Raw genomic sequence first — 14,927 nt, 5'->3', positions numbered from 1 at the left:
TACAGTTATGCTGTGAGTATATACAGCTAAAGGTGATTTTGGAACCGCAAACTGCACAAAAAACAGGAGATTTATGCAGTTGTGGAATCCTTATCGCAAATGCGACCACAACAGAATGCCCCAGGTGATCAGAGCGACAAAAATAGACAGCAATACCGCCGCCGAACCCATGTCCTTCGCTCGACCAGAAAGTTCGTGATACTCAGAACCAATACGGTCAACCACTGCCTCAATCGCACTGTTGAGGATTTCAACGATCATCACCAGCATCACGGAACCAATCAGCAGCACGCGGGTAATGGCATCAACATCCAGCCAGCAGGCGATAGCTACGCCCAGCAGTACGGCAACGCTTTCCTGGCGAAATGCCGCCTCATTGATCCATGCGGCGCGAAAACCTTTCCAGGAATAGCCTGCTGCTTTGATAATTCGGGTGAATCCAGTGGTATTATTGGCCATCAAAAAGAACCTTTTTACATTATTAGCGTCAATGTCATTGTAACGTTACCCCGTTTGTTTCAGGGTGTGGCAAAGCAGCGCGAAGTATGACGGGATACCACAGAAATTCACTAAACTTTCTGATATCCTTGCAGCGCATTTGCATTATTAACCAGAGGCTTTACATCGTTTATGTCCGGCTGGCCACGAATTTACTACAAATTACTGAATTTACCATTAAGCGTCCTGGTAAAAAGCAAGTCTATTCCGGCAGAACCTGCCCCGGAATTGGGGCTCGATACTTCGCGTCCCATTATGTACGTCCTACCGTACAATTCAAAAGCAGACCTGCTGACGCTGCGTGCCCAATGTCTGGTGCACGATCTCCCCGATCCCCTGGAACCGCTGGAGATAGACGGAACTCTGCTGCCGCGCTACGTGTTTATTCACGGCGGCCCGCGCGTGTTCACCTATTACACGCCAAAAGAAGAGTCCATCAAGCTGTTCCATAACTATCTCGACTTGCATCGCAGCAATCCCGACCTGGATGTGCAGATGGTGCCGGTTTCGGTGATGTTTGGCCGTGCGCCGGGGCGTGAAAAAGGCGAGGTCAATCCGCCGCTGCGCATGCTGAACGGCGTACAGAAATTCTTTGCTGTGTCCTGGCTGGGGCGCGACAGTTTTGTCCGTTTCTCCCCGTCAGTCTCCCTGCGTCGCATGGCAGATGAACACGGTACGGATAAGATCATCGCTCAGAAGCTGGCACGCGTGGCGCGCATGCACTTTGCTCGTCAGCGTCTGGCCGCCGTCGGTCCGCGTCTCCCTGCCCGCCAGGACCTGTTTAATAAGCTGCTGGCTTCAAAAGCGATCGCTCGCGCGGTAGAAGATGAAGCGCGCAGTAAAAAAATCTCCCACGAAAAAGCGCAGCAAAATGCTATTGCGCTGATGGAAGAGATTGCCGCCAACTTCTCCTACGAGATGATCCGTCTGACGGACCGTATTCTGGGCTTTACCTGGAACCGTCTGTATCAGGGGATTAACGTTCACAATGCCGAGCGTGTGCGTCAACTGGCGCACGATGGGCACGAAATCGTGTATGTTCCGTGCCACCGCAGCCATATGGACTATATGCTGCTGTCGTACGTTCTGTACCACCAGGGTCTGGTTCCGCCGCACATCGCTGCCGGTATCAACCTGAACTTCTGGCCAGCGGGGCCGATTTTCCGCCGTCTGGGCGCGTTCTTTATTCGTCGTACCTTCAAGGGCAATAAGCTCTACTCCACCGTTTTCCGCGAATACCTGGGCGAGTTGTTCAGCCGCGGCTATTCGGTTGAGTATTTTGTCGAAGGTGGCCGTTCACGTACCGGTCGCCTGCTCGACCCGAAAACCGGCACGCTGTCGATGACCATTCAGGCGATGCTGCGCGGCGGTACGCGTCCGATTACCCTCGTACCGATCTACATCGGCTATGAGCACGTAATGGAAGTGGGCACCTACGCAAAAGAGCTGCGTGGCGCAACGAAAGAAAAAGAGAGTCTGCCGCAAATGCTGCGTGGCTTAAGTAAGCTGCGTAATCTGGGCCAGGGCTACGTCAACTTTGGTGAACCGATGCCGCTGATGACCTACCTCAACCAGCATGTGCCGGAGTGGCGTGAATCTATTGACCCTATCGAGTCTATCCGCCCGGCCTGGCTGACGCCGACGGTGAATAACATTGCCGCCGATCTGATGGTGCGCATTAACAACGCAGGTGCGGCCAACGCCATGAACCTGTGCTGTACCGCGCTACTGGCTTCCCGCCAGCGCTCTCTGACCCGTGAACAGCTGACCGAGCAGCTCGATTGCTACCTGAGCTTGCTGCGCAATGTGCCGTACGCGGCGGATGCTACGGTTCCTGTCCAGAGCGCCAGTGAATTGATCGATCACGCCTTGCAGATGAACAAGTTTGAGGTCGAGAAAGACACCATCGGTGACATCATCATTCTGCCGCGCGAGCAGGCGGTATTGATGACGTACTATCGCAACAACATTGCGCATATGCTGGTTCTGCCTTCGTTGATGGCAGCCATCGTGACTCAGCATCGTCGTATTTCACGCGCCGCGCTACAGCAGCATATTGATGCGCTGTATCCGATGCTGAAAGCGGAGCTGTTCTTACGCTGGGAGCGTGATCAACTTGCCGGTGTGATTGACGAACTAGCCAGCGAAATGCAGCGCCAGGGACTCATTACCCTGAGCGATGACGAACTGCATATCAATCCGGCCCACTCTCGTACGCTACAACTGCTGGCGGCGGGTGCTCGCGAGACGCTGCAACGCTATGCCATTACCTTCTGGCTGCTGAGCGCCAACCCGTCGATCAACCGTGGTACGCTGGAGAAAGAGAGCCGCACCGTGGCGCAACGCCTCTCCGTGCTGCACGGCATTAACGCGCCGGAATTCTTCGATAAAGCCGTGTTCAGCTCTCTGGTGCTGACGCTGCGTGACGAGGGGTTCATTAGCGATACCGGAGATGCCGAACCGGAAGAGACGATGAAGATCTATCAGATGCTGGCCGAACTGGTCACGTCAGATGTACGTCTGACCATCGAGAGCGCTACACAAGGCGAGTAAGGGTAAAAAAAGCGGGTCACTTCAGATAACCCGCTTCAGACTGCTGACGAACCCGGCCTACGACTCACAGTAATATCAATGAGATAAGCAATTCCGTAGGCCTGATAAGCGTAGCGCCATCAGGCATTACAGAGTTTGTCATCAGCCTCAAAGCGGGTCATTTCAGATGAGCCGCTTTTTTATTTTTGTTATCAAAAATGCCAGTAGCTCATTGCCAGGCCTAAGAACAGCACCAGACCGACGTAGTTATTGTTCATAAACGCTTTAAAGCAGGCGTCCCGTTCGCGATTGACGATCAGTTTCTGCTGATAGACAAACAGCGCGCCCGCCACCAGCAGAGACCAGTAATAACCCAGCCCTAACCCGTTTAGCCAGCCCACCAGCGCCATCAACACCAGCACGCCAACCTGCAGAATACCAATAATCAGCTTGTCGTTCTTACCGAACAGAATCGCGGTCGATTTGATGCCGATCTTCAGGTCATCATCCCGGTCAACCATGGCGTACTGCGTATCATAGGCCACCGCCCAGAGGATATTGGCGAGGAACATCAACCAGCAGCTCAGCGGTACCGACTCGCTCACGGCGGCGAATGCCATCGGAATCGACCAGCCAAACGCCGCCCCCAGCACCACCTGCGGCAGATGCGTATAGCGCTTCATAAATGGGTAAACCCACGCCAGCGCTAACGCCGCAACGGATAGCAAAATGGTCATTGTATTGAGGGTCAAAACCAGCAGGAAGGCCAGTAATACCAGTACGACAAACAGCGTTCGGGCTTCTTTCTCGGTCACGGCCCCGCTCGGCAGCGGTCGATTCGCGGTGCGTTTAACGTGTCCGTCAAATTTCCTGTCGGCATAATCATTCACCACGCATCCGGCGGCGCGCATTAACCAAACGCCGGCGACAAAAACCGCCAGGATCCACAGTTGCGGCATGCCTGGGGTCGCTACCCACAATGCCCACAGCGTTGGCCAGAGCAGCAGTAAGGCGCCGATTGGCTTATCCGTACGCATCAAGCGGTGAAACGCCAGCAGCTTATTCTGCGTCAGACTCCACTCCATCTTTATCTTCCTCTCAGTACAACGGCGATGCAGGCAGAAAAAGCTCGGTAAGCATCAGCGGCTTACCGCTCAGCCGTAGGCGGGAACGTCGCCCCCACAGCGCTGCATCGCGGCCAATCTCAATAAAATCTCGGGTCAATGTCGATGACGTAAACAGGTAGCGTCCGAGCGGGGTTTTCCCCAGATTCTGTAAGGCCAGTTCAGGGCCGCACAAGGTTGATTCAGGCACCACGGTCCGTCCGGCAAGCCAGGGTTCACCATCCGCACATAACAGGATTTCGCGTAACCAATAGCGAGACTCTTTAGGCAGCAGCGTCAGTTCTTCAGCCACCTCATTTTGCCCAACGAATTCTTCGCGAATCAACGTTACGGTGACCTTTTTCCCCTGCTGCTCAAAACGTTTGGTCATGGAGTCTTCCAGTAACAACCAGTCGAGCAGCTGGGCGTCCAGCTCTGGGATCGCATCAAAATAACGCAGCGCACGCAGTTGCGTTAACGCAGGGTGTGGCATGCCTTACTCTCCGATTTATAACCTGAAGGCATTGTATCGCAGAAAAGGCATTACGGGGTGAGCAAACACAATTAAGTGATCGGTAGGGCAACATAAGTGTAACAATTAGCACCGAAGGATAAAAAAAGGTGCGCCAGGAGACGCACCAGTTGTTGCAAAATCAACAATGTGGGGAGTGTTTACCCCTTGCCTTTTACACTGCTGATAAAGGTGGATCGGGCAGATTTGGATCCCAAACGTTCAGCTTCATCAAGCAGCTTCAGCGCTTTATCGACATCGCCCTTCGCAACGGCATCCTTAATGCCCTGGTTAAAATAGCTCTCGGTGTCATTCAGCATCGGTTCACTTTTCTTCACCGGCTGCGGCGCAGGAGCAGCGACTGCTGCAGCCGGAGCCGTATAGGCCACCGCTGGTGCGGCGGTATTACCCACCGTGACAGGACCAGGGCCAGAAGAACCAAAAAGCGGTCCGACAAGAACACTGGAGGTGCTGTTCGTTTTCACCTGTAGCTTCACCAGACCATCGGTAGTATGGCGGGCAATCGGGTCTGGAATATCCGGAACAGCGTTACCAACACCCTTGGCATAGGCTTTTGCCGGGTCAAGCAGGGTTGTGGTCTGCTGGAGATCGTTATCGGTAGTAAAGACCAGAACATAGAGTTTTTGCTGGCCCAGCGCTGGCGTCAGACGCATGACCCCTTCCAGGCGATCGGCACTCATCACGCCGGGCTCCTGGTAGGTGAAATAGCTGCTGGGGAAGAACGCAGATGGCGTCATGTTCTGGTCAAGAATTAAGACGTTTGGCGCAAATACGCTGGTTTGTTTGTTAACTTCACTGGACAGCGTCAGGGTCAGCTCGCCGATATTCGCCGGTACGCTATAGGCCGCTACAGGGCCGGTAATACCAGCAATATCCAGACGCTGGCCCGCTGTCGCAAGTTGTGTCGATTGGGTTTTGGATTGATCAACCGGCGTCCAGGTCAACTGTTGCAGCGCCGCAGTGGGAATAGTTGGGGCCGCGGTAGTGTTCTGCGGAACAATATTAACATCGGCCAGGCTGATGCCAGGCGCGCTGGCAAATAACCCTGCAGATAAACAAAGGGCAACGAGACTTTTCTTCATTTTCATTGTTATCACCTCAGATAGCATGGGTTCAGCGGTGGCCAGGCAATAGCGCGCTAAACCGTAATCAAGAGGGGCTTGCGCCCCTCTTTCGGTCTTTACGTCAGGTTAGTGCTGGATTACCACCAGATTTCCATCTGGGCACCGAAGGTCCACTCATCGCTGTCGCCACGGCCAAAGGAGCCTCCATTAAAGCCATCTTTAACTGCTTTACCGAAGTTCGCGTTATTCGATGGGTTACCGTTGTAGTCGTAGCCCCACTTCTCATCCCACTTAGCATAGGTTGCGAAGACGCGGATAGCCGGACGAGACCAGATGCTGTCGCCAGCCTGCCACTGTTGTGCCAGAGTAATTTTATACTGGTTGTTGGTATCGCCAGTTTCCTGGGATTTGACGTTGTCGTAGCCCACTTCTAACAAGGTGCTCATGATTGGCGTCCATTTGAACATTGGACGAACGCCCACGGTCCACCACTTAGTGCCGTTGTTGTTATCCCAGTCGATATCCTGATACATACCGACGTACATCAGGTCCCAACGATCGCCCAAGGAGATTGCGCCGTGGTCGAGGATACGCAGCAGGCTACCGTTGTTGTTAATGTCGTAAGCAAAGTTGGAATTACTATCAATGCCCACGCCAGAGCCCTGAGACAGGCCTTTACCCTGAGAGGTCATGGAGTCGGTAGCGTACTGAACCACAAACTTGTTATAGCCTTTCAGCATGCTTTGGGTGTGTTCAGCGGTGAACATCCAGCCATCTTTAGATGCACCGTCAACCAAGCGATAATCATCGCGCGGGTTTGCACGACCGTAGTCAACGCCCAGTTCCAGCGTACCGCCTGGGTTAATTTCCATCTGCGCTAAACGAACGTCAAACACGTCGTTCGCGGTACGGGTGGTGTAATCATAAATGCTGTTGCTGGCGAAGGAGGAAGAACCGCCCGCTTCAGAAGAACGGGTTGCAGCCAGAGACAGTTTACCGAAGCCTACATCGATGTTTTCCAGACCAGCACCAGGACCTGAAATATCCCAGTAGTAGAAGTCGATCATGTGGACGTCATGACGCTGATAGAAGCGCTTACCGGCCCAGATTGTAGAGCCTGGCAGCCATTCAATCAGGTTTTTACCCTGCACGTTGGCTTCACGGAAGGCTGGATCAGTTCCTTCCCAGTCATTCTGCTGTGCTACGGAGTAGGCGACGTTGGTGTCGAAGTAGAAGCTCTTATCGCCTTCTTTCCACACTTCCTGACCTAATTTGATTTCCGCATAGGTTTCACATTCGTTACCAAGACGGTATTTACTTTGTGCACCTGTTGCCTGGAAACATTGTTGTTCGCCGCCACTACCCGTCCAGCCGATACCGGAACGAGCATAACCATGGAAATCCACAGCCATTGCCTGAACAGACATAATGCCTGCTGCCACAGCAACCGCCAGAGGAAGTTTGCGCAGAGTAATCATCGTTCTATCTCCTGAGATCATTGCTTTTCTTTAAACGCTGCCACCTTCTAAAACTGCGAATGGTTTTGCGTTTCGTTTTTTTATGGGGACCTTAAACGCCCGGCTCCTGGTGCAACCGACGACATGCAGTGCCATCCTCACGGAACAGATGGCAACGCTCTGGCGGCAGGCCGATAGCGAATGTGGCACCCTCTTCTACCAACACCACGTCGTTCTGGCGGTAAACCAGGTTTTGACGGATGGCGGGGATCTGGATATGAATTTGTGTCTCGTGACCAAGCTGCTCGACCACCTGCACTTCGCCTTCGAGGGTGACATCGGCGATATCGCTGGGCAGCAGATGTTCCGGGCGAATACCTAAAGACATGTTGGCGCCAACCTGTACCGCATGGCTGTCCACCGGGAGCCATATTTGCTGGCGGTTGGGCAACTCAACCTGCACCTGATCGATGGCCGTCCCCGTAACTTTTACCGGCAGGAAGTTCATCTTCGGCGAGCCAATGAAGCCCGCCACAAAGCGGTCAGCCGGGTAGTGATACAGTTCCAGGGGCTTACCGACCTGCGCCACGCGACCGGCATCCAACACCACAATTTTGTCGGCCAGCGTCATCGCTTCGACCTGATCGTGGGTGACGTAAATCATCGTGCGGCCAAGACGTTTGTGCAGGCGGGAAATTTCAATACGCATTTGCACGCGCAGCGCGGCGTCAAGGTTCGACAGGGGTTCATCCAACAGGAATACGCGCGGTTCGGCGACCAGCGTACGGCCAATCGCCACACGCTGACGCTGTCCGCCGGAAAGCGCTTTCGGTTTACGTTCCAACAGATGCGCCAGTTGCAGAACTTCCGCGACCTGGTTCACGCGCTGGTTCATCACCTCTTTTTTCGCCCCGGCCAGTTTGAGGCCGAACGACATGTTTTCCGCGACGGACAAATGGGGATACAACGCGTAGGACTGAAAGACCATGCCCACGCCGCGTTCGGCGGGCGGGATGTCGTTCATCCGGGTCTCCCCGATAAACAGGTCACCACTGGTGATGGTTTCAAGTCCGGCGATCATACGCAGCAAGGTCGACTTACCGCAGCCTGACGGTCCGACAAACACCACGAACTCCCCTTCGTGAATGTCGAGATTGATATCTTTCGATACCACCACGTCACCCCAGGCTTTCGTTACATTTCGTAGCTGTACGCTCGCCATGCCCTTCTCCCTTCGTTACAACCTGTCATCGACAGCAACATTCATGATGGGCTGACTATGCGCGATCCCTTTACTGCGTGAATCCTCCACCCCCCGGCTTTTTTATGGGGGAGGAGGCGGGAGGATGAGAGAGCAGCGTCTGAGACCCGGGCCACCGGCCTCAGAGGAATTTCGTGATGCAGCCTGCAAAAATCGGTGGGTTTTTATGTGCGCCAGTACGCAATACTCACATTTATGTAACACAGATCACATAAAGAGCGGGTGGGGCGTAGGGGTAAGGAGGATGGAAAGAGGTTGTCGTATAAAGAAACTAGTAACCGTTAAGCCACCTCTGCAAAATCACCAAACAGGATGGGAACTATGAAAATCAAAACTGGCGCACGCATCCTCGCATTGTCTGCATTAACGACGATGATGTTTTCCGCCTCGGCTCTCGCCAAGATTGAAGAAGGTAAGCTGGTTATCTGGATTAACGGCGACAAAGGCTATAACGGCCTCGCTGAAGTGGGCAAAAAATTCGAGAAAGACACCGGTATCAAAGTCACCATTGAGCACCCGGACAAACTGGAAGAGAAATTCCCGCAGGTTGCCGCGACCGGCGACGGCCCGGACATCATCTTCTGGGCACATGACCGTTTTGGCGGCTACGCGCAGTCTGGTCTGCTGGCTGAAATCACCCCTGACAAAGCGTTCCAGGACAAGCTCTATCCGTTTACCTGGGATGCCGTACGCTATAACGGCAAACTGATTGCCTACCCGATCGCGGTTGAAGCGCTGTCGCTGATTTACAACAAAGACCTCGTGCCAAACCCACCGAAAACCTGGGAAGAAATTCCTGCGCTGGATAAAGAGCTGAAGGCGAAAGGTAAATCCGCGCTGATGTTCAACCTGCAAGAACCGTACTTCACCTGGCCGCTGATTGCCGCCGACGGCGGTTACGCGTTCAAGTTTGAAAACGGCAAGTACGACGTGAAAGACGTGGGCGTGGATAACGCTGGCGCGAAAGCAGGTCTGACCTTCCTGGTTGACCTTATCAAGAACAAACACATGAACGCGGATACCGATTACTCCATCGCCGAAGCGGCCTTTAACAAAGGCGATACCGCGATGACCATCAACGGCCCGTGGGCGTGGTCCAACATCGACAAGAGCAAAATCAACTACGGCGTGACGCTGCTGCCAACCTTCAAAGGCAAGCCGTCTAAACCGTTTGTTGGCGTGCTGAGCGCCGGTATCAACGCCGCCAGCCCGAACAAAGAGCTGGCGAAAGAGTTCCTCGAAAACTACCTGCTGACCGATCAGGGTCTGGATGAAGTGAACAAGGACAAACCTCTGGGTGCCGTTGCGCTGAAATCCTTCCAGGATCAGTTAGCAAAAGACCCACGTATCGCAGCCACCATGGATAACGCCCAGAAAGGCGAAATCATGCCGAACATCCCACAGATGTCCGCATTCTGGTATGCCGTTCGTACCGCAGTGATCAACGCAGCCAGCGGTCGTCAGACCGTCGATGCCGCGCTGAAAGATGCTCAGGGTCGTATTACTAAGTAAGTCTGAAAAACGGCGGGTGGCGCGTGCGCTTACCCGCCCTACGACTACGGCACGATCCGTAGGTCAGGTAAGCGCAGCGCCACCTGACGATAAGTTTCCACCGTTGTAGAGGAAGATCCCCATGGATGTCATTAAAAAGAAACACTGGTGGCAAAGCGACGCGCTGAAGTGGTCAGTGATGGGTCTGCTTGGTCTGCTGGTCGGTTACCTTGTTGTTTTGATGTACGCTCAGGGGGAGTATCTGTTTGCCATCATGACGCTGATTTTAAGCTCTGCTGGCCTGTATATTTTCGCTAACCGTAAAACCTATGCCTGGCGCTATGTTTATCCTGGCGTGGCCGGTATGGGGCTGTTTGTCCTGTTTCCGCTGATTTGTACTATCGCCATTGCTTTTACCAACTACAGCAGTACCAACCAACTGACCTTTGAACGCGCTCAGGAAGTCCTGATGGATCGTTCTTATCAGGCGGGTAAAACCTACAATTTTGGCCTGTATCCGGCGGGTGATGAGTGGCAACTGGCCCTTACCGACGGTGAAACCGGCAAGAATTATCTCTCCGACGCCTTTAAGTTTGGCGGCGAACAGAAACTGCAGTTGAAAGACGCCGAAGCACTGCCAGCGGGCGAGCGGGCGACGCTGCGCATCATCACGCAAAATCGCCAGGCACTAACCCAACTGACCGCCATCCTGCCGGATGAAAGCAAAGTGATTATGAGTTCTCTGCGCCAGTTTTCCGGCACGCAGCCACTCTATACACTCGCTGATGACGGTACGCTCACCAACAGCCAGAGCGGTGTAAAATATCGTCCGAACAACGACATTGGTTTCTATCAGTCGGTGAATGCAGACGGTAACTGGGGCGATGACAAACTCAGTCCGGGCTACACCGTTACTATTGGCTGGGATAACTTCACTCGCGTGTTTACCGACGAAGGTATCCAGAAGCCGTTCTTCGCCATCTTTGTCTGGACCGTGGTCTTCTCGGTACTGACCGTTATTTTGACCGTTGCCGTGGGCATGGTACTGGCCTGTCTGGTGCAGTGGGAATCCCTGAAGGGCAAAGCGATTTACCGCGTGTTGTTGATTCTGCCGTATGCCGTGCCGTCGTTCATCTCGATTCTGATCTTCAAAGGGCTGTTCAACCAGAGCTTTGGTGAAATCAACATGATGCTAAGCGCGCTGTTTGGCATCAAACCGGCCTGGTTCAGCGACCCAACCACCGCGCGTTCGATGATTATTATCGTCAACACCTGGCTCGGCTATCCGTACATGATGATCCTGTGCATGGGCCTGCTGAAAGCGATTCCTGACGATCTGTACGAAGCCTCGGCAATGGATGGCGCAGGCCCGTTCCAAAACTTCTTTAAGATTACGCTACCGCTGCTGATTAAGCCGCTGACGCCGCTGATGATCGCCAGCTTCGCCTTTAACTTTAACAACTTCGTGCTGATTCAACTGTTGACTAACGGTGGACCGGACCGTCTCGGCACCACCACACCAGCAGGCTACACCGACCTGCTCGTGAGCTACACCTACCGTATCGCGTTCGAAGGCGGCGGTGGTCAGGACTTCGGTCTGGCGGCGGCGATTGCCACGCTTATCTTCCTGCTGGTCGGCGCGCTGGCGATTGTGAACCTGAAAGCCACACGTATGAAGTTTGATTAAGGGAGACAACGAACATGGCTATGGTACAACCGAAATCTCAAAAGCTCCGCCTTCTGATCACACACTTAGGACTGCTGATTTTTATCGCGGCGATCATGTTCCCACTGCTGATGGTTATCGCTATCTCGCTGCGCGAAGGTAACTTTGCCACCGGTAGCCTGATCCCAGAAAACATCTCCTGGGAGCACTGGAAGCTGGCGCTGGGCTTTAGCGTTGAGCACGCGGATGGCCGCGTGACCCCGCCACCATTCCCAGTGCTGTTATGGCTGTGGAACTCGGTGAAAGTGGCCACCATTACCGCGATCGGTATCGTGACGCTTTCCACTACTTGTGCTTACGCCTTTGCCCGCATGCGTTTCCCGGGCAAAGCAACCCTGCTGAAAGGGATGCTGATTTTCCAGATGTTCCCGGCGGTGCTGTCTCTGGTCGCGCTGTATGCCTTGTTTGACCGCCTGGGCCAGTACATTCCGTTTATTGGTTTGAACACTCACGGCGGCGTGATCTTCGCCTATCTTGGCGGTATTGCACTGCATGTATGGACGATTAAGGGTTATTTCGAAACCATCGACGGTTCGCTGGAAGAAGCGGCCTCGCTGGATGGCGCAACGCCGTGGCAGGCATTCCGCCTGGTGCTGCTACCGCTTTCCGTTCCGATTCTGGCGGTTGTGTTTATTCTGTCTTTCATTGCCGCTATTACCGAAGTACCGGTCGCGTCACTGCTGCTGCGTGATGTGAACAGCTATACCCTTGCGGTAGGTATGCAGCAGTACCTCAATCCACAGAACTATTTGTGGGGCGACTTTGCCGCCGCAGCTGTACTTTCAGCCATTCCTATCACTCTGGTGTTCCTGCTGGCACAGCGTTGGCTGGTCAACGGACTGACGGCGGGTGGTGTGAAAGGTTAAGTTTTACCGAAGTAACTGCCCGGCAACGGGCAATGCCACTGCAACCCTCAACTTATGTTATCCCAACCTGTGACTGTAATTCGGCGCTCTACGGAGCGCCCTTTTTTTATGTTATTTTGCATTACGCTTACGATTATTTCCTTTCGTGCTCCACATCACTGCAATTCTATTTTTCGCCCGAACACAATCAAATTAAACAGAATTAAGATCACAGAAAAGACAAAACGTAATTGCAATGTAAAAAATGATAATTGTCTTCCCTGCCTGTTAAATTCACCATCAGCGCACTGATCAAAAGAGCTGTACCCTATAAGGCAGGTCTGAATGAACACTCAATATAATTCCAGTTATATTTTTTCGATTACATTAGTCGCAACATTGGGAGGGCTATTATTCGGCTACGACACAGCAGTCATATCCGGAACGGTAGAGTCCTTAAATACCGTGTTTGTCGCCCCACAACACTTAAGTGAATCCGCCGCCAACTCGCTCTTGGGCTTTTGCGTCGCCAGTGCGTTGATTGGCTGCATCATCGGCGGTGCGCTGGGCGGCTATTGCAGTAACCGCTTTGGTCGTCGGGACTCGCTGAAAATCGCGGCTCTGCTGTTCTTTATTTCCGGCATTGGTTCCGCCTGGCCGGAATTAGGTTTTACGACGATTAATCCGGATAACGCCGTACCCGTTTATTTAGCTGGATACGTGCCCGAATTTGTTATTTATCGTATCATTGGTGGTATAGGTGTCGGTTTGGCATCAATGCTTTCACCAATGTATATTGCTGAACTGGCACCCGCGCACATTCGTGGGAAACTGGTGTCATTTAACCAGTTCGCCATTATTTTTGGTCAACTGTTAGTGTATTGCGTTAACTATTTTATCGCACGTTCAGGCGACGCTAACTGGCTGAATACCGATGGTTGGCGATATATGTTCGCGTCCGAAAGTATTCCCGCCCTACTGTTTTTACTGCTGCTGTACACCGTACCAGAAAGCCCGCGCTGGCTGATGGCGCGTGGCAGACACGAACAGGCGGAAAGCATTCTGCGCAAAATTATGGGCAGTACCCTCGCGACCCAGGCCATGCAGGAGATCAATCAGTCACTGGAACATGGTCGTAAAACCGGCGGTCGCCTGCTGATGTTTGGTGTGGGCGTTATTGTCATCGGCGTAATGCTGTCTATCTTCCAGCAATTCGTCGGTATTAACGTCGTACTCTACTACGCCCCGGAAGTGTTTAAAACGTTGGGTGCCAGCACTGACGTGGCGCTGTTGCAGACCATTATTGTTGGCGTGATCAACCTGAGCTTCACTGTGCTGGCGATCATGACGGTGGATAAATTTGGGCGCAAACCGCTGCAGATTATTGGCGCATTAGGCATGGCCATCGGTATGTTCAGCCTCGGTACCGCGTTTTATACCCAGGCTTCCGGGCTGGTTGCGTTACTGTCGATGCTGTTTTACGTTGCCGCATTCGCCATGTCCTGGGGACCAGTTTGTTGGGTACTGCTGGCCGAAATCTTCCCGAACGCGATTCGTGGCAAAGCGCTCGCCATTGCGGTTGCCGCTCAATGGCTGGCGAACTACTTCGTCTCATGGACCTTCCCGATGATGGACAAAAATTCGTGGCTGGTTTCCCATTTCCACAACGGTTTCTCCTACTGGATTTACGGTTGTATGGGTATTCTGGCGGCGCTGTTTATGTGGAAGTTCGTGCCGGAAACCAAAGGCAAAACGCTGGAGGAACTTGAAGAGCTATGGGAACCCGCCGCAGAAAAAACCCAGCAAGCCTCTGTGCAATAATGCAGTAATTCTGACCCGCAACACGCCGCAGCCCGAATGCGGCGTGTTATCTTTTACTCCCGCTTCAGCCGTTTGGAATTACACAGCCACAGGGTGATCACCAGCAGCAGGATCGCCGCAGAATAGATCAGCACATCCATCGGCGCTTTATGATCGACAATGATCAATCGCACAATCGCGGTGATCCCGATATAGACAAAGTAGCGCAGCGGAAAGTGAAACCCAGACTGAAAGTATTTCACAATCAGCGCGATAAATTCAAAGTAGAGAAAGTAAACCACCAGCCCTTCCACCAGCTCATACTTGCTGGTTTGTTCCGGCGCGAACAGTACATCCGCCAGATGCAGCGTTTCTTTCCCAAGGAATACAACCAGGATCAGGCCCAGACTCAGCAGCCCCAGATTCAACACGGTCTGTAAGATGGTGGAGATAAACTCCACGCGCGGACGAGATAGCGACGTCATAACAGCACCTCTTACTCAGTGACGAGGTTCCTGTATAACGCAAAAATGTGACAGAGATCTACATTTTTTGTTTATGTTTTGTGCAAGAAAGGTCAGCGAGGAATGATGAATGTCACGACACATTTCACAGGAT

The 14,927-nt window shown here is 53.1% G+C and carries 12 protein-coding genes; 5 read left to right on the top strand and 7 right to left on the bottom strand.

Going from position 1 to position 14,927, the window contains the following annotated elements; all coding sequences use genetic code 11:
- Nucleotides 1-90: 90 nt before the first annotated feature.
- Nucleotides 91-459, bottom strand: coding sequence for a diacylglycerol kinase (locus tag E1B03_RS02675; RefSeq protein ID WP_003826594.1), 369 nt, complete (start codon nt 457-459; stop codon nt 91-93).
- 171 nt (nt 460-630) lie between these two features.
- On the opposite strand from E1B03_RS02675, the gene plsB reads away from it, so the two are divergent.
- Nucleotides 631-3,051 carry a glycerol-3-phosphate 1-O-acyltransferase PlsB gene (plsB, locus tag E1B03_RS02670; protein WP_103771838.1) on the top strand — a complete coding sequence of 807 codons (2,421 nt, stop codon included), beginning with the start codon at nt 631-633 and terminating at the stop codon, nt 3,049-3,051.
- Between the two features lie 191 nt (nt 3,052-3,242).
- On the opposite strand, the gene ubiA is transcribed toward plsB, so the two are convergent.
- The 5 genes from ubiA to malK form a co-directional block, all read right to left on the bottom strand.
- Entirely contained in the window at nt 3,243-4,115 is an 873-nt protein-coding gene (ubiA, locus tag E1B03_RS02665; protein ID WP_103771837.1) for a 4-hydroxybenzoate octaprenyltransferase, read from the bottom strand.
- A 13-nt stretch (nt 4,116-4,128) separates the two neighbouring features.
- On the bottom strand, nt 4,129-4,626 hold the full coding sequence (gene ubiC / locus E1B03_RS02660; protein ID WP_103771836.1) for a chorismate lyase: 498 nt from the start codon (nt 4,624-4,626) through the stop codon (nt 4,129-4,131).
- A gap of 179 nt (nt 4,627-4,805) precedes the next feature.
- Complete coding sequence (gene malM, locus E1B03_RS02655; protein ID WP_133085648.1) at nt 4,806-5,753, bottom strand: maltose operon protein MalM; 948 nt, start codon at nt 5,751-5,753, stop codon at nt 4,806-4,808.
- Nucleotides 5,754-5,866: 113 nt separating this feature from the next.
- A complete protein-coding gene (locus E1B03_RS02650; RefSeq protein WP_133085647.1) occupies nt 5,867-7,207 on the bottom strand; it encodes a maltoporin in 1,341 nt (446 codons plus the stop codon).
- Nucleotides 7,208-7,298: 91 nt separating this feature from the next.
- The gene (malK, locus tag E1B03_RS02645; RefSeq protein WP_016155343.1) at nt 7,299-8,408 is read right to left on the bottom strand and encodes a maltose/maltodextrin ABC transporter ATP-binding protein MalK; all 1,110 of its coding nucleotides are present in this window, start codon (nt 8,406-8,408) and stop codon (nt 7,299-7,301) included.
- Nucleotides 8,409-8,768: 360 nt separating this feature from the next.
- Between malK and malE the strand changes: the two genes are divergently transcribed.
- The 4 genes from malE to xylE all read left to right on the top strand — a co-directional run bounded on the left by malE (nt 8,769) and on the right by xylE (nt 14,330).
- Nucleotides 8,769-9,959, top strand: a complete 1,191-nt coding sequence (gene malE, locus E1B03_RS02640) for a maltose/maltodextrin ABC transporter substrate-binding protein MalE (protein WP_103771833.1) — start codon at nt 8,769-8,771, stop codon at nt 9,957-9,959.
- Between the two features lie 121 nt (nt 9,960-10,080).
- Entirely contained in the window at nt 10,081-11,625 is a 1,545-nt protein-coding gene (gene malF / locus E1B03_RS02635; protein WP_133085646.1) for a maltose ABC transporter permease MalF, read from the top strand.
- A gap of 14 nt (nt 11,626-11,639) precedes the next feature.
- Nucleotides 11,640-12,530, top strand: coding sequence for a maltose ABC transporter permease MalG (gene malG, locus E1B03_RS02630; RefSeq protein ID WP_103771831.1), 891 nt, complete (start codon nt 11,640-11,642; stop codon nt 12,528-12,530).
- Nucleotides 12,531-12,854: 324 nt separating this feature from the next.
- Nucleotides 12,855-14,330, top strand: coding sequence for a D-xylose transporter XylE (gene xylE, locus E1B03_RS02620; RefSeq protein ID WP_103771830.1), 1,476 nt, complete (start codon nt 12,855-12,857; stop codon nt 14,328-14,330).
- A 53-nt stretch (nt 14,331-14,383) separates the two neighbouring features.
- On the opposite strand, the gene psiE is transcribed toward xylE, so the two are convergent.
- Complete coding sequence (gene psiE / locus E1B03_RS02615; RefSeq protein WP_003031674.1) at nt 14,384-14,794, bottom strand: phosphate-starvation-inducible protein PsiE; 411 nt, start codon at nt 14,792-14,794, stop codon at nt 14,384-14,386.
- Nucleotides 14,795-14,927 lie beyond the last annotated feature (133 nt).

It is taken from the genome of Citrobacter arsenatis, assembly GCF_004353845.1.
GTDB classification, from domain to species: Bacteria; Pseudomonadota; Gammaproteobacteria; order Enterobacterales; family Enterobacteriaceae; genus Citrobacter; species Citrobacter arsenatis.
Note: the sequence above shows the minus strand (reverse complement) of the source record. Positions and strands in the feature narration are given on the sequence as shown.